Source organism: Limnoglobus sp. (assembly GCF_059499385.1).
The window spans coordinates 1-19,833 of record NZ_JCABYM010000130.1 but is presented as its reverse complement, the minus strand read 5'-3'; the positions used below and the strand labels follow the sequence as shown (position 1 = coordinate 19,833).

Annotated in this window: 18 protein-coding genes, 1 tRNA gene and 1 riboswitch; of the genes, 8 read left to right on the top strand and 11 right to left on the bottom strand. The window is 65.4% G+C overall.

Annotated features, from left to right (window positions below; translation table 11 throughout):
• Positions 1-104 precede the first annotated feature (104 nt).
• The 8 genes from AC5JJ2_RS22740 to purB form a co-directional block, all read right to left on the bottom strand.
• Entirely contained in the window at positions 105-1,016 is a 912-nt protein-coding gene (locus tag AC5JJ2_RS22740) for a DUF1559 family PulG-like putative transporter (RefSeq protein ID WP_495860331.1), read from the bottom strand.
• A gap of 212 nt (positions 1,017-1,228) precedes the next feature.
• Positions 1,229-2,230 (bottom strand): S66 peptidase family protein, encoded by a 1,002-nt coding sequence (locus tag AC5JJ2_RS22735; RefSeq protein WP_495860330.1) that lies wholly within the window; start codon positions 2,228-2,230, stop codon positions 1,229-1,231.
• Positions 2,231-2,309: 79 nt separating this feature from the next.
• Positions 2,310-2,726 (bottom strand): hypothetical protein, encoded by a 417-nt coding sequence (locus AC5JJ2_RS22730; RefSeq protein WP_495860329.1) that lies wholly within the window; start codon positions 2,724-2,726, stop codon positions 2,310-2,312.
• 76 nt (positions 2,727-2,802) lie between these two features.
• Complete coding sequence (locus AC5JJ2_RS22725; RefSeq protein ID WP_495860328.1) at positions 2,803-3,882, bottom strand: DUF1559 domain-containing protein; 1,080 nt, start codon at positions 3,880-3,882, stop codon at positions 2,803-2,805.
• Between the two features lie 114 nt (positions 3,883-3,996).
• Positions 3,997-6,213 carry a BatA domain-containing protein gene (locus AC5JJ2_RS22720; RefSeq protein WP_495860327.1) on the bottom strand — a complete coding sequence of 739 codons (2,217 nt, stop codon included), beginning with the start codon at positions 6,211-6,213 and terminating at the stop codon, positions 3,997-3,999.
• Between the two features lie 12 nt (positions 6,214-6,225).
• Positions 6,226-7,116 (bottom strand): DUF58 domain-containing protein, encoded by an 891-nt coding sequence (locus AC5JJ2_RS22715; RefSeq protein WP_495860326.1) that lies wholly within the window; start codon positions 7,114-7,116, stop codon positions 6,226-6,228.
• Positions 7,117-7,210: 94 nt separating this feature from the next.
• Positions 7,211-7,714, bottom strand: a complete 504-nt coding sequence (locus AC5JJ2_RS22710; RefSeq protein WP_495860325.1) for a hypothetical protein — start codon at positions 7,712-7,714, stop codon at positions 7,211-7,213.
• A gap of 272 nt (positions 7,715-7,986) precedes the next feature.
• Positions 7,987-9,453, bottom strand: coding sequence for an adenylosuccinate lyase (purB, locus tag AC5JJ2_RS22705; protein ID WP_495860324.1), 1,467 nt, complete (start codon positions 9,451-9,453; stop codon positions 7,987-7,989).
• A 215-nt stretch (positions 9,454-9,668) separates the two neighbouring features.
• On the opposite strand from purB, the gene AC5JJ2_RS22700 reads away from it, so the two are divergent.
• The 3 genes from AC5JJ2_RS22700 to hemH all read left to right on the top strand — a co-directional run bounded on the left by AC5JJ2_RS22700 (position 9,669) and on the right by hemH (position 11,640).
• Positions 9,669-9,974: a hypothetical protein gene (locus AC5JJ2_RS22700; RefSeq protein WP_495860323.1), complete on the top strand. Its 306-nt coding sequence runs from the start codon at positions 9,669-9,671 to the stop codon at positions 9,972-9,974.
• Positions 9,975-10,178: 204 nt separating this feature from the next.
• The gene (locus AC5JJ2_RS22695; protein WP_495860322.1) at positions 10,179-10,484 is read left to right on the top strand and encodes a 4Fe-4S dicluster domain-containing protein; all 306 of its coding nucleotides are present in this window, start codon (positions 10,179-10,181) and stop codon (positions 10,482-10,484) included.
• A 124-nt stretch (positions 10,485-10,608) separates the two neighbouring features.
• Positions 10,609-11,640 carry a ferrochelatase gene (gene hemH / locus AC5JJ2_RS22690; RefSeq protein WP_495860321.1) on the top strand — a complete coding sequence of 344 codons (1,032 nt, stop codon included), beginning with the start codon at positions 10,609-10,611 and terminating at the stop codon, positions 11,638-11,640.
• Between the two features lie 115 nt (positions 11,641-11,755).
• Here the strand turns inward: hemH and AC5JJ2_RS22685 are convergent, their stop codons facing one another.
• The gene (locus AC5JJ2_RS22685) at positions 11,756-13,042 is read right to left on the bottom strand and encodes a BBP7 family outer membrane beta-barrel protein (RefSeq protein WP_495860320.1); all 1,287 of its coding nucleotides are present in this window, start codon (positions 13,040-13,042) and stop codon (positions 11,756-11,758) included.
• A 248-nt stretch (positions 13,043-13,290) separates the two neighbouring features.
• On the opposite strand from AC5JJ2_RS22685, the gene AC5JJ2_RS22680 reads away from it, so the two are divergent.
• On the top strand, positions 13,291-13,743 hold the full coding sequence (locus tag AC5JJ2_RS22680) for a hypothetical protein (protein WP_495860319.1): 453 nt from the start codon (positions 13,291-13,293) through the stop codon (positions 13,741-13,743).
• Positions 13,744-13,776: 33 nt separating this feature from the next.
• Here the strand turns inward: AC5JJ2_RS22680 and AC5JJ2_RS22675 are convergent.
• Positions 13,777-13,857 (bottom strand) — tRNA-Leu (locus AC5JJ2_RS22675).
• Between the two features lie 96 nt (positions 13,858-13,953).
• Here AC5JJ2_RS22675 and AC5JJ2_RS22670 point away from each other — a divergent pair.
• A complete protein-coding gene (locus tag AC5JJ2_RS22670) occupies positions 13,954-14,730 on the top strand; it encodes a PIG-L family deacetylase (RefSeq protein WP_495860318.1) in 777 nt (258 codons plus the stop codon).
• A 113-nt stretch (positions 14,731-14,843) separates the two neighbouring features.
• Positions 14,844-15,956, top strand: coding sequence for a pyridoxal phosphate-dependent aminotransferase (locus AC5JJ2_RS22665; RefSeq protein WP_495860317.1), 1,113 nt, complete (start codon positions 14,844-14,846; stop codon positions 15,954-15,956).
• A gap of 35 nt (positions 15,957-15,991) precedes the next feature.
• On the opposite strand, the gene AC5JJ2_RS22660 is transcribed toward AC5JJ2_RS22665, so the two are convergent.
• Entirely contained in the window at positions 15,992-17,032 is a 1,041-nt protein-coding gene (locus tag AC5JJ2_RS22660) for a serine/threonine protein kinase (protein WP_495860316.1), read from the bottom strand.
• A 455-nt stretch (positions 17,033-17,487) separates the two neighbouring features.
• Here AC5JJ2_RS22660 and AC5JJ2_RS22655 point away from each other — a divergent pair, with 455 nt between their 5' ends.
• Positions 17,488-18,120: a hypothetical protein gene (locus AC5JJ2_RS22655; RefSeq protein WP_495860315.1), complete on the top strand. Its 633-nt coding sequence runs from the start codon at positions 17,488-17,490 to the stop codon at positions 18,118-18,120.
• 97 nt (positions 18,121-18,217) lie between these two features.
• A riboswitch (S-adenosyl-L-homocysteine riboswitch) is annotated at positions 18,218-18,303 on the top strand.
• Positions 18,304-18,321: 18 nt separating this feature from the next.
• Positions 18,322-19,749: an adenosylhomocysteinase gene (gene ahcY, locus AC5JJ2_RS22650; protein ID WP_495860314.1), complete on the top strand. Its 1,428-nt coding sequence runs from the start codon at positions 18,322-18,324 to the stop codon at positions 19,747-19,749.
• Positions 19,750-19,833: the final 84 nt, after the last annotated feature.

The following is a 19,833-nucleotide window of genomic DNA, read 5'->3' as shown; positions in this document are numbered from 1 at the left end:
ACTCGCCATGGCCTTCATCACACTCAATAAGCTGTTATGAAACAGCCTCTAGGGAATGGGGGAAGGCCGCCCACGAGGGGCGGCGGTCCGAGGGCGGCGGGGGGTTAGTAGTCGGTCGTGATGACTTCGCCGTCGGTCACGAGGCAGAGCCGCATCCAGTTGTCGGCGTCGATGCCGTACCGCAAGTTGCGGACGGACCCGTCGCCCATCGCGGCGACGAACACGCCGGAATGCGACCCGCCGAACCGGACCGACCAGTGCGTCGGCTGGCCGGCCCGCGGGTGGTTGCCGTCCGGCTCCGGGAGCGCGTCCCCGAACCGGACGTGGTCCTGGTCCCACCCGGAGTTGTGCCACGCCTCGTTGTCCCCGCCGGCCGTCCCCAGCACGGACGGGTGGCACTGCTTCTCCGCGACCATGACGGTGTTCGACAGCCCGTCGCTCACGCCGGGCATCGTCAGCTTCTGCTCGATCGGCGCGCCGGCCGGCTTCGCGGTGAAACTCGGCTCGAACTTCCACTGCCGCCGGAGCATCCCCTCTCGGCCCTCGTCGTTGAACGTCCGGCCGCCGTTGCCGGCGTAGTCCGACCGGCCCGTGCCGAGGCCGCCGCCGTACGTCAGCGGGTTCCGCCGGGCCGGGCAGTAGTACGTCTTGATCGCCACCGCAGCCACTTCCGAATCGGTCGGGTTGCGATAAACGTTGTCTTGCTCGACGTAGGGGGTGATGTGGAACAGCCACGTCCACCCCGGCCGGTACGTGCCGGCGTTGCAGCACGGGGCGGTGCTCGGCGGCGTCCCGCCGGTCGGCCCGTCGGACCCGGCGTTCGGGAACTGCCCCTGCGAGTCGTGGTAGTTGTGGAACGCCAGGCCGATCTGCTTCAGGTTGTTCTGGCAGGACGCACGGGCGGCGGCTTCACGGACCTTCTGAACCGCGGGCAACAACAGGCCGATCAGGATCGCGATGATCGCGATGACGACCAGCAGCTCGATCAGGGTAAATGCACGCCGGGACTTACGCACCACTCTCACCTCCGCGGGCGAACAAAAAAAGGACGGCGGGTGCCATCCTGTCTGCTTCATTGAATGAGAGGCCGAGGAGAGACGAGAGGGGCGTCGCGGTCTATTCACGCGATCTTCGCCGCGCGTTCACAAACGACTTACTTCTTCGCGCGATCTACATCGGATGTGCTGTACAGCAAACGATTTCCTACGAGGCTCGTCGAAGGGAACGGTCATTTCAACGTGACGGGCGATTCGACGATCCGCACCGTGCCCGCGTCCGCGTCGAGTTCGATCATCCCGCCGTGCGGGAGCGTCGCGTTGAACGGCGTGTGGCCTACGGGGAAGTTCGCGAGGACGGGAACCTTGAGCGTGCCGAAGTACTCTTTCTGCAACGCTTCGAGTTCCTTCTCGTCCGTTCCGTCGAACGTGCCGAGGAGGACACCGGCGAACTGATCGAGCAGCCCGGCCAGCTTCAACTGCGAGAGCATCCGGTCCACGCGGTAGCCCTTCTCGCCGGTGTCTTCCAACAGGAGGATGTTGCCGGCCGCTTCGATCTGGTACGGCGTGCCGACCGTCGCGGCGACGAGCGAGAGGTTGCCGCCGACGAGCCGGCCTCGGGCTTTGCCCTTCACCAGCGCCGTCAGCTTCGGCCGGTTGTCCGGCATCGGCACGACGAACGGCAGCTTCGCGAACGGACTCTTCTCGGCCCGCAGCGTCGTCCAGAACAGGTCGTTCGAGTAGTCGAACCCGCCGCCGTCCCGCCACAGGTTCGACTGCGGCATCGGCGAATGGAACGTGACGAGCTTGCACTTCTTGAAAACGGCTAGGTGCAAGGCCGTCAGGTCCGAGTAGCCGCAGATGATCTTCGGGTTGGCGCGGACGGCCGCGTAGTCGAGCTTGTCGAGGACGCGCGTCAGCCCGTACCCGCCCTTGATCGCGAAGACCGCTTTGACGCTCGTGTCCTTGATCGCGGCGTTGAACTCGGCGGCTCGGTCGTCGTCCGATCCGGCGAGGTAGCGGTCCCTGCGGGCCGTCAGCGCCGGGGGCAGCGACACTTCGAATCCCAACTTCTCAATCCGCTGCTTCGCCTTCGCGACCCGTTCCGGGTCGGCCGGGCCGGCCGGGGCGACGAACGCGATCCTGTCGCCGGGCTTCAGGGCCGCGGGCACCAGCCAGTCGTCGGCTCGCAGGGGGCCGACGAAAGCAAACAAGACGAACGCGGCCCGGATCATTGCTCTACTGCCTTCTGGAAATGAGCGTGCCCGTGAGCGGGGTCACGGGCACGGGGTCGATTTGGGTCTAAGGATACACCTACTGCTTCGCGGCCTTGAACTCGTCGGCCGTCATCGTCTTGACATCGCCGTTCTGGAGCAGCACTTGCCCGCCCTCGGTGGCGGCCTTCTTCTCGAACGCGACGACAGCCTTCCCGGCCGTCCCCTTGGCCACGTCTTCCTCGGCCGCCGGTTTGGCGTTCCAAATGGCATCGACCTCACCGGACCGCAGAGCCTTCACACCGATCGGGAACAACTGCTCGTACTCGGCCAACTGCGCGGCCGTGGGGGCCGCCTTCCGACCCTTGCTGGTGTGTGCGGATACGATCTGGGCGACTTCCCGAAGTTCGTCTGCCCGCCCGCCCACCGTCCCCTCGCCGCTGCTGCCGGTATTCGAGGAGGAGCACCCGAGGGTGAGGGCAAGGAGGGGGAATGCTAACGCGACGAGGTGACGCATCGGTGTCTCTCAGTACGTGGTGAAAATGAAAACGGGGGTGCGAATCACGTTCGCACCCCCGTGCCCTGGGCGTGAATTAGTTCGAGGTGTTGGGTTCACCGCCCATCCGCGTGCCGAGTGCCCGCCAGGTGGCGATCGGCGTGTTTTCACTGAAGAATCGAACGGACCCGTCGCCCATGACGGCGTTGATGCCGCCGGTGTGGTAACTGCTGGCCGAGATGTGCATCTGGCCGAACCCGTTGTTACCGCAGCTGTACTTCTGCACGCCGCCGCCCGTTACTTGCTTGTTCCAGTTGATCGGCAACGTGTGGGTGAACAGGTAGTTCGACGGCAGGTTCCGGTAATACTGCTGGCCGACGTACTTGATCGACGTGCTCCAGGGGCTGCCGGTCATGCACGGCGGGATCGTCGTGCCGTCCGTCGAGTTCCAGCCGCCGTCGCCGCTGTCGATGATGACCGTGATGTTGTCCCGGATTCCGGACCCGGTGGCCGAGTTCGTCTCGCGGGACCGCATGACCTCGGCGAACATGACCGTGTTGCTCGACCCGTCCATGATGTTGATGACCGGGAAGCCCTTCATGATCTGGCCGGACGGCGTCGGCATCGAGAAGACGCCGCCGTCCGCCCCGGTGTTCGCCACGTTCGAGTTCCCGCCGATGCTTCCGAAGTAGTTCGTTCGGCCGGCGTTCGTGAACGTAAACATCGTCGAGGGGTCCGACGGGCACAGGTAGATCGGTATGTCTTGAGCCCGCGCGTTGGCATTTGCCCCGGTCTTCGTCGGGAACATCGGATGGATCGCCGCGTCGCTGTTCACGTTGTAGTTCAAGTCGTACTGATTGTACTTGTTCGCTTGCTCGACGTACGCGAGCATAATGACCAGCGGGGTGGCCCCGGACGTGTACGTCGTCGGCACCCCCGTGGTCGGGTGCGGCAGTACGACCGTGTGCTGCCGTGGCGGCAGGTAGCCGTTCGTACTCTCGTAGTTGTGGGCCGCGAGGCCGAGTTGCTTCAAGTTGTTGCTGCACTTGGCGCGGGCGGCGGCCTCGCGGACCTTCTGGACGGCGGGCAGGAGCAGGCCGATCAGAATCGCGATGATCGCGATCACCACCAGCAGTTCGATGAGCGTGAAGGCCGAACGTAGCGGGGTTCGACGCATGAAAAGAGTACCTCCGAAAGAATGAAAACGTGTGGCACCAGAGGAAAGTCCACTCACCCAATGATATTAGATTTTCCTCACGTGTAACTGTGAAAAGGATGTAAAGGGCAAGTTTCATTCCAGCGGGTTGCCGCGGCGCGAGAGGTTTCGGGTGTAGAACACCTCCCCCGCCAGCAGTGCCAGCACCAGGATCAGCAACAGCCACCAGATTTCGCGGGTCTGCGGGCCTTCGCCACGTTTCGCCTCAATCTCGTCCGGCGACGTGATGTACGTCAACGTCGGGACCGCCTCCGCGACGCGCTTCTTGTCATCGTCTGCACAGGGGACCAGCACCGACTCCTGCGGGTCGGACCGCACCGCGTAGTAGTACGACCGCCCCCCGACGGTCGTGACCTTGTACGCGCCGGGGTCGCGGGTCGCGTCGAACACCACCGGCCACGTCTTCGGCTGAATCACCTTCGCCGGGCCGTCCGGGACCGTGACCGTCACGCCGGCCGGCGGCTCGTTCGTCCGCGGGTCGAAGACGATCGGCTGCCCAGGAGACAGGTTTCTCTCCGCCGCCTTCGCCCCGGCGAGGTAGTAGCTCATCTCGTGGGAGAAGCGGACGAAATCGGGCAGGGTGTGAAAATTCGTCCGCCACGAGTTGTCTAGCGGGACCACGCACATCAGTGCCCGGCCGCGGCCGACGCCGCGCTCGATCAGGAACGGGTCGCCGTTCGTCAGCGTCGCGATGGCCGTCCCGGTCGCGCCGTTCGCCCCGGCCAGCGGATCGACCTTCCACCGCTTCGGGAAGTAGGCCGTGTGCAGGCCGCCGGGCAGCGGCTCCTTGAAGACCTCCATCGCCGGATGCGTGAACCCGGCCGGCTGCGGCCGCGGGGCGTCGTCGAGCTTCGCCCGCGGGCCGTCGTCGCCGACGATGTCCACGAGGCGGGCCGGCAGCCACCCCTGGCCGCCGCGGAACGAGACGCGGTTCCACCCGGCCGCGTCGCACCGGTCGCCGAGCGTCACCAGCACCGCGCCGCCGTCGGCGAGGTACTTTTCAATCGCCTCGTTCTGCTGCTTGTTGAGGATCGTCACGTTCGACAGGACGACGGCGCGGGGCGGCGTGCCCGCGCCCTTCACGTCCGCGTAGAGCAGGCTCGAGTTGAACTCGGCCATCGTCGCGACGCGGACGAGGAAGCCGGGCGTCGCGTCCTTCGCCGGGGCGAGCGCGTCGCGGAGGAACTCGGCCCCGCGGTACTTCGAGTCGGCCCGCGAGTCGCCGTCGATCACGAGGACCGGGATGCTCGGCAGCACCTCCAGCGCGAAGTCCTGGCGGTTGTCGCCGGGCAGGTCGTCGGGGTCCATTTGCAGCGTGATCAGGTGCGAGCCGGGCGTGAACTTGTGCGCGAATTGGATCGGCATGACGCCGTCGCTCGGCGAGCCGGTCGGCGTCAGGTCGCTGGCGGCGCGGCCGTCGATCTCGAGCTTCACCTTGCCGGGGGCCTTCTTCTCGCCGCCGCCGTGGAACTTGATCGCGGACTTGAACTTCACCTCCCGGCCGGCCGCGGCGACACCGCGGGCCGCGAGGATCGGGTCGAGGGCGGTGTTCAGCGGGTCGGCCGGGCGGTCCGGGGCGGCGTTCATGACCCAAACCCGCGGGTCGCCGTCCTGCCCCGGCTTCCGGCCGGCGGTGCTGAGCAGGTCCCACTTCGAGAGCGTGTTCTCGTCCGCCCAGCTATACCGCTGGTTGTCGTGAATGACGACGACCTCCCGGTCCTTGCGGCCGTTCTCCAAGAAGACCCACGCGGCCTGGACGCACGCCGGCCAGTCGATCCCGCCGCGGGGCGGGGTGAGCAGTTCGAGCGAGTTGCGGGCCTGCTGGTGGTCGGCGGAGAGGTTGCCGAGCAGCGGCACGAGCGTCTGCTTCGCTTGGAAGACAGCCACGCGGTCGCCGCTGCGGAGCGAGTCGATGACCTTCCCGGCCAGCTCCTTCGCGGCGGCGTCGGCCGTGGTGCCGTTGTGCTTGTACGCCATGCTCGCGGAGCCGTCGATGAGGATGACGACATCCCGCTCGCCGGTCCCGGCGGAGCCGAACCGGTTGAAGAACGTGCTCGTCACGGTCGGCGCGCAGAGGGCCAGCACGACGAGGCCGACGACGACCATGCGGATGAGCATGAGCAGGAAGTGCTCGATGAACACCTTCCGCCGCGTCTTCTTGCTGACCTGCAGGAACTGCATCGCGGCCCAATCGACCTCGTCGAACTTCTTGCGGCTGAAGATGTGAACGATCGGCGGGATCGCGACCCCGAGGAACCCGGCCAGCAGTGCGGCATTCAGGAGGCTGAACATGGTGTTGCGGGGTTACTTCAGGTTCCGCCGGGCCAGGTACGCGCCCAGCGCGCGGTCGATCGGGTCGTCGGTGCGGAGCATCGTGTAATCGACCTGCAGGTCGTCGCACTTCCGCTTCAGGTTCTGCCGGTAGGCGTCGAAGTTCTTCAGGTACTCCTCCCGCAACCGCCGGGCGTCGGTCGTGATCTCCTGGCCCTTCACTTCGAGGTTGCGGAACTTCGTCGGGTTCTTGAACGGGAACTCCAGCTCCTCCGGCGCGAGGATGTGGAACAGGAGTACGTCGTGCCCCTTGTACCGGAGGTGCTGGAGCGCGCGGGAGAGGTTGTCCACCTGGTCGAAGCAGTCCGAGAGCAGGATGACCATGCCGCGGCGCTTGAGGTGCTGCCCGGCGAGGTTGTGCCAGATCGGGGCGAGGTCCGTCTCCCCGCCGGGGACGACGTTCTCCAGCGTGCGGAGCAGGTTCAGCAGGTGCTTCGAGCTGGTCTTCGGCGGGACGATGCCGGTCACCTTCGTGTCGTGCGTCACGAGGCCGACGGCGTCCAGCTGCGCGAGCATGAGGTACGCCATCGACGCGGCCACCTGCTGCGCGTACTGGAACTTGCTGAGTTTCTGCTTCCCCTTGTACCCCATGCTGCCGCTGGCATCGACGACGAGGTAGCCCTTGAGGTTCGTCTCTTCCTCGTACTCCTTGATGTAGTACCGGTCGGTTTTGGCCAGCAGCCGCCAGTCGAGGTGGCGAATCTCGTCGCCGGGGTAGTACTGCCGGTGCTCGGCGAACTCGATGCTGAACCCTTTGAACGGGCTGCGGTGGATGCCCGTGAGGAACCCTTCGACGACGTTGCGGGCGACGAGCGTGAGGCCGCCGTACCGGGCGAGTTCCGTGGGGTCGAACGCGAGGGCCATACGACCAGCATACCACGTCCGGTAAACAAAGAAACCCTGGGCAACGGCCCAGGGTTTACCGGTGTTGATCGACCGATCAACGCTTCGGTCACCGTCAGGTCCGGCACACGGGCGCGGCCGGGAGGTAGGTCGGGACGTACTGCGAGCCGAAGCTCGGGGCCGGGGCCGGCGCGACGGCGGCCGGGCCTTGCACCTCGGTCGTGACCGGGACGCGGGCAGGGTCGGCCAGCCGGGCCAGCGTCTGCGGCAGGTCGGCCGGGGCCGTGGTGCCCACGATCCGCAGGGCCTGCCTCTCGCCGGTCCGGTCGCTGACGACGACCCCCTCGGTCATCTCGAACGTTTGCGCGAGGGCCAGGCCCTTCGCGTCGGCGGTGTTGACCGCCAGGACGACGTAGTTCGCCTTCAGGACTTTGGCGGTTTCGTCCGTGAGCTTCAGGTCGGCGGGCTTGCCCTTCCCGATGAACACCGCCAGCGGTTTGTGTTGTTCGGCCGCCATCTTCAGTGCCGTGCGATAGTCACTCTGCCAGGCCGGTTGAACCGCGAGGTTCGTCCCGAGCAGCCCGGACAGCGTGAGCACTGTGAGCGTGGTCAACATCATGGTGCGACTTCCTTGGTTTGGGCGAAACGTGGGGATACCGAGTCAACCGCTGACTCAGAAGCGGACATTGTTGGACATTTGCGACGTGTGAGCAACCAAAAAATTCGCCAAAACCGACAGAAGTGTTTTTTGACGCACGTTTCCGCTCAGAAACCGACAGTCGTTACCGGCGAAGTTGTGCGAATGAGGATAAATTCATGTTTGCCTAAATTACGCCGCTTACGTGTTTTGCAATGGCAACAGTGCGAACGATTCGCGTCGGGCATCGGTTTTCAGACGTGGAGTTCGGTCCGCTGGCCGAGTTTCCCCGCGTACCGGGTTCGGATCGGTTGCACCTCTTGTGCAAGGAACTCGATGACCTGTTCCGGCGCGCGGCCGACGAAATGCCGGGGCACGAGGACGGCGTCGAAGTCCACCTTTGAGAACGCCGGTTCCTGTTTCAGCAGGTCGAACAGCTCCGTCGAAACGCCGAGGCCTTGCTTGATCCGTTCCGTGACGGCGTGGCTGTGCTTCTTCACTACCTCGTGCGCGTGCTGCCGGTCGGCCCCGGCGCGGACGGCGGCCATCATGACGTTCTCCGTCGCCATGTACGGCAGGTACTCGCGGACGTTCTTCGCGACGATCGGCCGGTTCACGATCAGCCCGTTCGCGACGTTGATGGCGATGCGGAGGATCGCGTCGGCGGCGAGGAACGCCTGCGGGATGTAGAGCCGCCGGGCGGCCGAGTCGTCGAGCGTCCGCTCGAACCACTGCGTCGCCTGCGTTTGGGCCGCCATCGGCGGCAGGCCCATGAGGAACCGCGACAGCGAGCACATGCGTTCGGCCCGCATCGGGTTCCGCTTGTACGCCATCGCGCTGGACCCGACCTGGCCGGATTCAAAGGGTTCGTCCACCTCCTGCCGGTGGGCGAGGAGGCGCAGGTCGCTGCCCCACTTGTGCGCGGACTGGCCCAGCCCGGCGAGGGCGTCGAGGATTTGCGAGTCGATTTTGCGCGAGTACGTCTGGCCGGTCACGGGGAAGACGCGGGCGAAGCCCATCTTCTTCGCGACGAGTTGATCGAGCTGCCGGACCTTCTCGTGATCGCCGCGGAACAGGGCGAGGAAGCTCGCCTGCGTGCCGGTCGTGCCCTTCGCCCCGCGGAACGGCAGTTCGTCCCGGCGGCGCTCGAGTTCCTGTAAATCGAGGACGAGATCGTACAGCCAGAGGACGGCCCGCTTGCCGACGGTCGTGAGTTGGGCGGGCTGGAAGTGCGTGAAGCCGAGCGTCGCCTCGTCCTTCCACTGCTCCGCGAACTTCGCGAGCGAATCGATCAGCGACGCGAGGGAACCGCACACTACGTCGAGCGATTCCCGCATGAGAATCAGGTCGGCGTTGTCCGTGACGTAGCAAGAAGTCGCGCCGAGGTGGACGATCTCCTTCGCCCCCGGTGCGACCTCGCCGAGCGCCGCGATGTGGGCCATCACGTCGTGCCGGGTAACCTTCTCGTGTTCCGCCGCTCGCTTGAGGTTCACGTCGTCGAGGTGCGCCCGCAGTTCGTTGAGGTGCGCCTTCGTAATCCGCGGCGAATCGCCTTCCGCGGCCGGCAGGCCGAGTTCGTGTTCCGCTTCCGCGAGGGCCAGCCAGAGCCGCCGCCAGGTGCGGAACTTGCGGAGCGGCCCCCACCGCTCGGCCATCGCCCGGCTCGCGTACCGGCCGATGAGCGGGTTGTCGTAGACCAGTTCGTGTTCGGCGTCGGCCATGTCGGAGCTTTCCGGGTGAATCTTGAGCCTGAGTTCCGCGATTCGGAAGAAGTCGCCCTGAGGTCGGGGGAGTTCTCCGTGCGAACGGCTTTTCTAGGTTTTTCCGCGGGAAGCGGCCGGGCGATGGGGCGTTCCGGTCGTGGCGGGGAGTGTCGGTCAGCCTGTTGGCGCGGTTGTGACGATGGAAGGAGCAGACCCGTCACGGAGGATGACCGATGACCCGAACTGCTTTCTTGAAACTGATGGCCGTGGCCCTGGCCATCAGCGCGTGGGCCAGCTCCGGCCCCGCGGCCGCCGCCGACCCGCCGCTGCCACGGTACTCGTACTACCCGTACTACTACTTCCCGCACAGCTACTGGCCGGCGCAAAGCCCGCAGTGGCCGGAGCCGAAGGGCAGCCCGTACGTGCGGCCGCCGGCGTACATGGCCTACCCGCCGTTCAAGGAGCCGGGCTGGCGGTACGAGCTGTGGACGCCGCAGCGGTACCACCGCGGCAACCACTTCTGGCTCGACCAGTTCTAAGCCGACCGGCGAGCCGGTTGGCGATCCGAACGCCGTTAGGCGTCGGGTGAGCGTTCCTCACCCGACGCCTAACGGCGTTCGGATCGCCGTGATTTTGAAGCCTAAATTGACATCCCGTCGGGAATTGCTAAAAGTGAAGTGTCGCTTCACGTCACCGTTCGACGATGAAGTCGCAGAGCGCTTAGAGAATCGCGGAGAACCGAGATGGCACACATCGTCACCGAGAGTTGCAACGACTGCAAGTACACCGACTGCTGCGTGGTCTGCCCGGTCGAGTGCTTCTACCAAGACGAGAAGATGCTCTACATCGACCCGAACGACTGCATCGACTGCGAGGCGTGCGTCCCGGAGTGCCCGGTCGAGGCGATCTACGGCGAGGCCAACCTGCCGTCCCAGTTCGCGAGCTACGTGCAGCTGAACAAGGACAAGTCCGAGGCCCTGAAGGGCAGCGGCGGCCAGATCACCGAGAAGCAAGACCCGGTCGAAGGCCCCGGCTGCAAGAAGAAGTAGTTGGTAGTTTGCAGTTGGTAGTTGGTAGTCAAGAGGAAGCCTGCGGCACGCCGCAGGCTTTTTTCGTCGAGCGGGTCTATCATGTCTTCACTGCCAACTACCAACTGCCAACTACCAACTGCTAATGACCGGAATCCTCCTTATCCAGCTCGGCACGCCGGACGCCCCGACCGCGACCGCGCTCAAGCCGTACTTGAAGCAGTTCCTGTTCGATCCGCGCGTCGTCGAGACGAAGCCGGACACGGCCCGGTACGTCCACCCCGGCCCGCCGCGGCCGGCCCGCCGCAGCCCGTCCGGGTGGCTGTGGACGACGCTGATGAAGGCGGTCATCCTGCCGTTCCGGTCGCCGAGTTCCGCGGAGAAGTACGCCCGCATTTGGGACCCGCAGACCGGGTCGCCGTTGATGCACCACACGGTCCGGCAGACGCAACTGCTCCAGGAACGCTTCCCGAACACGCCGGTCCGGTTCGGTATGATGGTCGGCAACCCGTCCATCGAGAAGGTCGTCACGGAGATGCTCGCGAGTGGGATCGACCGCATCGTCGCGCTGCCGATGTTCCCGCAATACTCCTCGACGACCACCGCGAGCGCCACCGACGGCCTCGCGAAGCTGATGCTGAAGTTGCGGGTCGTGCCCGCGATCCGCGTCGTGCCTCCCTACTACGACCACGCCGCGTATATCGCGGCGATGGCCGCCGTCGTTCGCGATGATTTGGCGACCCTCGGCTGGGAGCCGGAACACTTCCTGCTCAGCTTCCACGGCATCCCGCAGAAGTACGCCCAGCGCGGCGACCCCTACGCGACGCACTGCGTCCGCACGGCGCGGCTTCTCGTGGAGGAACTCGGCTGGCCGCGGGACAAGTGGACGCGGACGTTCCAGAGTCGCTTCGGCCGCGACCCGTGGCTGAAGCCGTACACGGACGACGTTCTGGAAGACCTCGCGAAGAAGGGGATCAAGAAGGTGGCGGTCGCACTGCCCGGCTTCACGGCCGACTGCCTGGAGACGGTGGACGAGATCGGCCACGAGAGCGAGGAAGTCTTCCACAAGGCCGGCGGCGAGAAGCTGCGGGCGATCCCGTGCCTGAACGAGCATCCGAAATGGATCGACGCGCTGGAGCAAATCGTTCGCGAGGAAGGGCACGGCTGGCTGAAATGAAAGGGCACGGCTGGCTGAAATGATTTGTAGGGCGGGTCAAGGCTTTGCGCCGACCCGCCGTCGGTGACAGCGACCGACGGCGGGTCGGCGCAAAGCCTTGACCCGCCCTACAAGACTAATATCGCCCCTCCACACCGACCGTAATCCCCTGCACCCACAGGTCCGTCGTCCGCGGCACGAACCGCGGCTCCGCCGGGCCGACGAGTGCCCCGAACGGCGGCAGCTGCGTCGGGTTCACCCGCAGGTTGATCGCGTCCCCGGCCCGTTGCACGTTGCTCAGGTACAGGAAGTTCCCGCCGATGTAGCCGCGGATCCGCGGCGTGAACTGACACCCGATCCGCAGGCCCACGTCCGGCAGCACGGCGAACTCGTCGTTCGTGGACCGGCCGATGTTCGTCGGCTGCGCCAGCAGCCCGCCGGGGAACCGGGCGTTCACGAGGTTCGCCGGGGCCGGGGCGTTGATGACCGTGAACCCGCTGATCTCCGTGACCTGGTGGTTCACGCCGAGGGCCACGCTCGCCCGGTAGCCGACGTAGCAGGCCCCGAACCGCCGCTCGCCGGCGACGCCGATCACGCCGCCGTGGAAGTTGTTCTCCGTGCGGAACCGGTCCTCGATGGCGAACCGCGTCCCGACCGGCACGGCGGCCGCACCGGCCAGGGTCGTCAGGTCCTCGCGGACGATGATCTCGTCGCGGGCGTTGAAGTACCGGTAGCCCACGATCACGTCCAGCCGGGAGCACGGCGAGCAGACGCAGTTCTTGAGGAAGTTGAACCCGCCGCCGGTCACGTCGCTCTTGGAATCGACATCGACGGACCCGGCGAGGACGCCGGGGAACGACACGGGCAGCGAGCCGAGGGCGTTGGCGGCCGCGTTGAAGAACGGCCGGGAGACGATCTGCGACCCGTCCGACCCGGCCCGGAACGCCTGCCGGGACTGGCCGAGGTAAAGGTACTCGCCTTCCAGCCCCCACGTTCGGGCGTCGTCGAACCACGTGCCGGCGGTGACGCGGAACCCGGCCCGGAAGTCGTCGTTCAGCCGCCCGCCGCCGATGAGGGTGGTCGCCCCCGGCGCGGCGGCCGTGACGAGTGGCGGGGTCGGGTTGCCGCTGGCGATCCAGTAGATCATCTCCGCGTTGACCCAGAACCGCCCGGCCGGGCCGCACGGCTTGCAGAGGGTCTCGCACGCCGACGGCGCGGCGGTCGCGTCCGGGATCGTCGGCGGCGGGTTCACGCCGGCGTCGTTTCGCTCGACGGCGGACGACACGACGACCCCGCCGCCGGGGACGCCGGGTTCGGCGAACGTCGGGGATTCGGCAGCAGCGTACCCGCCGCCGAGGGAGAGCAGTCCGGCCAGGAGCGTTCGTAGCTTCTTCATCGCCTCCTCCGTGAGACGGCGCGGCATCCGGTTAATCCGGTTCTCCCATCGGCACGGCTTTTCGCGAGGAAACAGGTCGAAGGCGACGTGCGGACGGGGAAAGAGATGACGCGCGCGGCCAACCCGCACAACCGGTACAGGCGGTACGATTCGATAGCAATTCCGTTGACAGCCAGCTGGCGTTCGAGGACTTTATCGAAATGAATGTCGCACCCGATCCGGCCCCGAGATCCGACCAGCCCGACTTGCGGCAGGTCTTCACCGAAACCTGTCAGATGTACCGCCACTACCTGTTGATGCGGTACTACACGCTCGCGGCCCTGGCCGTGTTCCAGGGCGTGCTGCTGGCCGCGTGGTTCCAGAAGGGGTCCCCGCTCCCGACGGCCAGCGCCATCACGTTGGCCCTCGCCGGCGTCGCCGTCCTGGCCGCGGTGATCGCCATCGACCTCCGGCTGACGGTGATCGGCGCGCACCTCGCCGCCCGGTGCGACGAACTCGCCCAGGCCCTGAGTCAGAAACCGCTGCTCGACGCCGGGCACCACAAGTTCGGGTCCGTCTGGTTGCCGTCGATTCTGCTCGGCGTCACCCTCACCTGCGGCGGGCTCGGTTGGATTCTGTCGCTCATCATCTTCTTGAGGTCGGGGATCGGAGACCCGGCCGCGGCCAAGCCCGATCAAGTGATTCAAATGACCGGGCCGACGACGGTGAGCATTTCTAAAGACCGGTAACGGACGTGAACGTGTGACGTGCGATCCGACGAGTGGCCAAGGTGGGACTCGAACCCACACGTATTGCTACGCTCGATTTTGAGTCGAGTGCGTCTGCCATTCCGCCACTTGGCCTCTCCTCCAGCGTATCGCCGTCGCCGCGTCGGGCAAGACCCGCGACCGCCGCCGGTATCGTTCGTAAGCTACCCCAACCAGCCGCGGAGGAGTGTCGTGCCGGAAGAACACGTTGACGTCGTCGCTGTCGCCCCGCACCCGGACGACCTCGAAATCCTCTGCGGCGGCACGCTCGCGAAGCTCGTCCACCAGGGCTACCGCGTCGCCATCATCGACCTGACCAGCGGCGAGCCGACGCCCCGCGGCAGCCTCGAAACGCGGAAGAAGGAGGCCGAGGAAGCCCGCCGCATCCTCGGCGTGCAAGTTCGACTGAACCTCGACCTGCCGAACCGCATCCTGATGGACAACGCGGAGAACCGGTACGCCCTGGCGACGGCGTTCCGCAAGTTCCAGCCGAAGGTCGTGATCGCCGCGTTCGGCCGCACCCCGGCCGCTTCGCCGGACCACTACCAGGGCGGCCTCATCGCCGAAGCCGCCCGCTTCCACTCGCAACTGACGAAGTGGAACGACCGGTTCGACGGCACGGCCCCGTACCGCGTGCCGCACTTGGTCTACGCCCCGTTCCCGTCGGACGCGGAGGTCCGCACCTGGCCCGGCACGTTCGTGATCGACATCACCGACACGATCGAGCAGAAGCTGGCCGCGGTGCAAGCCTACGAGTCGCAGTTCGACGGCGACCGGTTCGCGAAGGTCCGCCACTACCTGACGAGCGCCAACGGCTTCACCGGCGGCCGCTGCGGGTTCCTCTACGGCGAAATGTTCGTCCTTCCCACGCCCGTCGGCGGCGACGACCTGCTGAAAGTCGTCACCGGCGGCAAGGGAACGATTGCCCCGGTGCAGTTGCCGGGCAAGGACCACCTACCGCTTCAGTGATTCACCCATTTTACATTTTTCATTTTGAACTTTTTCATTGGTTCAGGACATCACTGGACCAATTAAAAAGTCGAAATGAAAAATGCAAAATGAAGAACCTACGAGGAAACTCCGTGGACCCCCGCCGCCTGCTCGCCGACCGCACGACGAAGATCGAGGTTTCCGGCATCCGCAAGGTGTTCGACCTCGGCAAGACGCTGAAGGACCCGATCAACCTCAGCATCGGGCAACCGCACTTCGACGTGCCGGAGCCGATCAAGGCCGCCGCGAAAGCGGCGATTGATGCGGGCCACAACGGGTACACCGTCACCCAGGGGGCCGCCGAGTTCCGCGACCGGATCAAGGCCGACCTCGCGAAGTCGCTCAACCACCCGGACCGCGACGTGATTATCACCAGCGGCACGAGCGGCGGGCTGCTCCTCGCGATGATGGCCGTCGTCAACCCCGGCGACGAGGTGATCGTCCCGGACCCGTACTTCGTCGCGTACCCGCACCTCGTCACCCTCGCCGGCGGCACGGCCGTCTACGTGGACACGTACCCGGACTTCCAGATCGACCCGGCGAAGATCGAGGCCGCCATCACCCCGCGGACGAAGGTGATCCTCCTCTGCTCGCCGTCGAACCCGACCGGCGCGGCGGTCAGCGTCGAGGTGCAGAAGCAGCTCGCCGAGATCGCGGCCCGGCACAACGTCCTGCTGCTGAGCGACGAAATCTACAAGGCGTTCCACTACGACGCGGCCCCGCGCAGCCCGGCCGAGTTCGACCCGAACGTGCTGGTGATCGAGGGGTTCGGCAAGACCTACGGCATGACCGGCTGGCGGCTCGGGTACGCCCACGGCCCGAAGCCGATCATCGACGAGATGATGAAGCTCCAGCAGTTCACGTTCGTCTGCGCCCCGAGCGTGGTGCAGTACGCGGGCCTGGCGGCGCTGGACTTCGACGTGACCGGCATCTTGTCCGACTACAAGCGGAAGCGGGACCGGCTGTGCGCCGGCCTCCGCGACCGGTTCCGGTTCGCGACCCCCGGCGGGGCGTTCTACCTGTTCGCGGAGGCCCCATGGGGCACGGGCACGGAGTTCGTGACGGAGGCGGTGCGGAACGGCCTGCTGATCATCCCCGGCGGCGTGTTCAGCCGCCGGGACACGCACTTCCGCCTCAGCTACGCCGCGAAGGACGAAACTCTCGACCGCGGGATTGAGGTGCTGAACCGGCTGGCGAAGCGGTGAGTCGAACGATGTAGGTCATCAACTTAGCGGCACATTCAGTAGCCGGGAGGAGTAACGGATGGAAACCATAGCTTACCGGCGTACCTATACTTAAACCGCTGCGCATTACCGCAGTTTGAACACTCCACGAAGACGAATTGCTCACTTCCTATGTTACCCTCTTTGGGATAACCATTATTGTGGGCATTGCCCTGGTCAAAACTTGTGGCTATGACTTTGTAAGTTCCAGTCCGGCAGAAGAGACAACGGTACGTACTATCTACTCCAGCTACAGGATGCTGCTCTCTTATCGCTGTTCTCGCCCTTCCTAGTAGAGTCGCCAACTTTTCGGCACTTTCGAGACGTTGATCTGGATTCGCGATGACACACCTGTCAAGCAAACGCGAAATCAACTCCAGATAGGGATTGGAGAGAATAGATGCAAGGTTATATTTCGATTCGCGATGCCGCTCACGGGAGAACATTTGACCAGAGATAAGGTAGTAGATTACCTTGCCAACACTGTAAATGTCGGACGCATACGTCACTTCACTGGCACGCCCTTCCTCTAACTCAGGAGGAATGTAGAAACGCGAACCGACTTGTTCCATTGTAGCCGTTTGGCGCTCGCCTTCGTCGATGAAGACGAGCCCGAAATCGCAGAGACGCGCGGTCGTGCGGTCCGGAGAAATCAGAATATTGTCCGGCTTGACGTCGCGGTGAACAATACCCGCATTGTGGGCAGCCTGTAGTGCTTGGCAGATTTGCTCGCAGATTATGAGTCGCTGATTCAAGGGGAGCAATAGAAGTTTATCAGGCGGTATATCTCCGAGGCTACCTCCCGGCTCGTACTCGTACACGGCAAACGGCTTCTCGTCCTCCAGATCGAAGTCGAGTAGCTGAACAATTCCGGGATGCTTTAACTTCTGAACGGCTTCGACTTCTGTGCGAAATCGGTCTTTTCGGTTAAGATTCTTCAGCCGCTTGAGAGCGCCAATCTGCCCCGATGTCTTGTGGCACACTCTGAAAACGTGGCCGGCCCCGCCTTCGCCGATGGTCTCTTGAATGACCCAAGGTCCATACTCGCTCTTCGGCATCGCACACCTTTCGAGATGTTCGTGATCGAGTTTGCCGCCCCCTACTTCTCGCTTCCAGCACGCCGTGGACTCGCGGCACGTCTCCGTGCACCCGTCCTCCAGCCGCATAACCAGTTCCCACCTCGACGACCGTTTATTCACCGCGTCTTCAGTCAGTGGAGAGCCGCGAACGAGACGGTCGCCTGGCTCACGGACGCCGAGACACTCTCGCCGCGTCGTCCTGAGTAACTCCTTGGGGCGACGCAGCCGAACAAGTGGTTGCCCCAATTTGCAGTTGGGAAAAGCGAACTTTTCACCGGCACGCTACGGCTAGGCGCGACGCCCTAGTGTAACAGACCTCATTCGATAGGTCAAAAGCCAAACATGTTACCGGGAGAAAATCTCTGCCACACAGTATTGACATTTGTTCACTATCTGGTGTAAACTGCGGTGTCACTTCACTCGGAGGGTTCGTCGTGACCGCCACCGCACCGCCCGTCGCCAACCGCATCGCCCAGCACTTCGCCCCGCCGCTGCCGCAGACGCCGGAGGAGCGGCAAGCGGTGTGGGCCGACACCCTCGCCGCCGCCATGCTGTTCTACCAGCGGCAGCTGGCCAGCCCGCTCGCGCATGAGGCCGCCGAGGCCGCCCGCGCCATCTTCGACCTGGAGAAGACGCGGCTGCGGCACGGCCGCCCCCTCGCCGGGGCCGACCCGCCGCCGGAGCCGGACGTGTTGCCGCCGCTCGAACCGCTCTACCAAGTGAAGGCGTGCGAACAGACACTCGGCGCGGCCGTGAAGGGCGGGGCGTTCGAGGAGGACGACCAGGACGAGTCGGAGCCGCCCGTGACGGTCGAGGAGAAGACGGACGAGGAGTTGGTCGCCGAATACGAGGCGGTGTGGCCGGAGAAGTTCGCGTGGTGGATGGGGATCATGCGGGAGGTGCTGGAAAAGCGCGGCCAGACGTGCGACGACGCGAACCTGCGTCGGGAAACGCGGAGCTATCTCGTCCGGAAACTGGTCGAACGGCGGTCGGGTGGCGTCCCCGGAACGCCGGGCGGCGGGCGGAATGGGCTGGACGACCGGGCGGCCCGTGCCGATAATTCCTGAACTGGATCGCTTCTAGGTCGGCTCGAACGGTCGCGATTCCCCGTTGCGGGAAGTCACCGACCGCGGTTTCGTCTGGGGCCGACAACCAAACCACCACCCCTCCGAGGGGCGCTGCGACGGGACGCGAGGGCGTTCCTGCCAGGCTCGGAAGGGGTGGCAAACTAGCAACGGCGCCCGTTCATCGTTTCGGAGACTTTGAACGTGAGCGCGACCAAGACCGCACCGAAGGCCGCCGCCTTCACCGACTACCACGTCGCCGACATCTCGCTCGCCCCGTGGGGCCGCCGCGAGATCGCCATCGCCGAGACCGAGATGCCCGGCCTCATGGCCATCCGCGAGGAGTACGCCGCCCGGCAGCCCCTCAAGGGGGCCCGCGTCACCGGCTCCCTGCACATGACCATCCAAACGGCCGTGCTCATCGAGACGCTCAAGGCGCTCGGGGCCGAGGTCCGGTGGGCGTCGTGCAACATCTTCAGCACCCAGGACCACGCCGCCGCCGCCATCGCCGCCGCCGGCATCCCGGTGTTCGCCTACAAGGGCGAGACGCTGGCCGAGTACTGGGAGTACACCCACCAGATCTTCGAGTGGGCCGACGGCGGGTTCACGAACATGATCCTCGACGACGGCGGCGACGCGACGCTCTTGCTCCACCTCGGGGCGCGGGCCGAGAAGGACATCCACGTCCTCGACAAGCCCGGCAGCGAGGAGGAGCGCATCCTGTTCGCGGCCATCAAGAAGCGGGTCGCGGCCCAGCCGGGGTGGTACTCGGAGCGGCTGGCGGCGGTGAAGGGCGTGACCGAGGAGACGACCACCGGCGTCCACCGGCTGTACCAGATGCACAAGCGGGGCGAGCTGAAGTTCCCGGCCATCAACGTGAACGACTCGGTGACGAAGTCGAAGTTCGACAACCTGTACGGCTGCCGCGAGTCGCTGGTGGACGGCATCAAGCGGGCGACGGACGTGATGATCGCCGGGAAGATCGCCGTCGTCGCCGGGTACGGGGACGTGGGCAAGGGGTCGGCCCAGGCGCTGCGGGCGCTGTCGGCCCAGGTGTGGGTGACGGAGATCGACCCGATCTGCGCGCTGCAGGCGGCGATGGAAGGCTACCGCGTCGTGACGATGGAGTACGCCGCGGACAAGGCCGACATCTTCGTGACGACGACCGGCAACTTCAAGGTCATCACGCACGCCCACATGAAGGCGATGAAGAACCAGGCGATCGTCTGCAACATCGGCCACTTCGACAACGAGATCGACGTGGCGTCGCTGGAAGACTACCGGTGGGAGGAGATCAAGCCGCAGGTCGATCACGTCATCTTCCCGGACGGCAAGCGGATCATCCTGCTGGCGAAGGGCCGCCTCGTGAACCTCGGCTGCGGGACCGGCCACCCGTCCTACGTGATGAGTTCGTCGTTCGCGAACCAGACGCTCGCGCAGATCGAGCTGTGGCAGCACAACGCGAAGTACCCGGTCGGCGTGTACGTGCTGCCGAAGAAGCTGGACGAGCACGTCGCGCGGTTGCAGTTGAAGAAGCTGAACGTGCAGCTGACGGAGCTGACGCCGGAGCAGGCGGCGTACATCCACGTCCCGAAGGAAGGGCCGTACAAGTCGGACCACTACCGCTATTGATCGGCGTCCCGTCGCCGGGGGTGACAACTCCCCGCGACGGGTTTTTGGGTTTTTTGCCTCCCCCCGGGGGGGGGGGGGGTTGGG

Bases quoted from the DNA above. Each gene is read 5' to 3' on its own strand.
- AC5JJ2_RS22730 (WP_495860329.1), bottom strand. From the start codon at position 2,726: ATGCGTCACCTCGTCGCGTTAGCATTCCCCCTCCTTGCCCTCACCCTC.
- AC5JJ2_RS22710 (WP_495860325.1), bottom strand. From the start codon at position 7,714: ATGATGTTGACCACGCTCACAGTGCTCACGCTGTCCGGGCTGCTCGGG.
- purB (WP_495860324.1), bottom strand. From the start codon at position 9,453: ATGGCCGACGCCGAACACGAACTGGTCTACGACAACCCGCTCATCGGC.
- AC5JJ2_RS22725 (WP_495860328.1), bottom strand. From the start codon at position 3,882: ATGCGTCGAACCCCGCTACGTTCGGCCTTCACGCTCATCGAACTGCTG.
- AC5JJ2_RS22700 (WP_495860323.1), top strand. From the start codon at position 9,669: ATGACCCGAACTGCTTTCTTGAAACTGATGGCCGTGGCCCTGGCCATC.
- AC5JJ2_RS22660 (WP_495860316.1), bottom strand. From the start codon at position 17,032: ATGCCGAAGAGCGAGTATGGACCTTGGGTCATTCAAGAGACCATCGGC.
- AC5JJ2_RS22685 (WP_495860320.1), bottom strand. From the start codon at position 13,042: ATGCCGCGCCGTCTCACGGAGGAGGCGATGAAGAAGCTACGAACGCTC.
- hemH (WP_495860321.1), top strand. From the start codon at position 10,609: ATGACCGGAATCCTCCTTATCCAGCTCGGCACGCCGGACGCCCCGACC.
- AC5JJ2_RS22720 (WP_495860327.1), bottom strand. From the start codon at position 6,213: ATGTTCAGCCTCCTGAATGCCGCACTGCTGGCCGGGTTCCTCGGGGTC.
- AC5JJ2_RS22735 (WP_495860330.1), bottom strand. From the start codon at position 2,230: ATGATCCGGGCCGCGTTCGTCTTGTTTGCTTTCGTCGGCCCCCTGCGA.
- AC5JJ2_RS22680 (WP_495860319.1), top strand. From the start codon at position 13,291: ATGTACCGCCACTACCTGTTGATGCGGTACTACACGCTCGCGGCCCTG.
- AC5JJ2_RS22715 (WP_495860326.1), bottom strand. From the start codon at position 7,116: ATGGCCCTCGCGTTCGACCCCACGGAACTCGCCCGGTACGGCGGCCTC.
- AC5JJ2_RS22695 (WP_495860322.1), top strand. From the start codon at position 10,179: ATGGCACACATCGTCACCGAGAGTTGCAACGACTGCAAGTACACCGAC.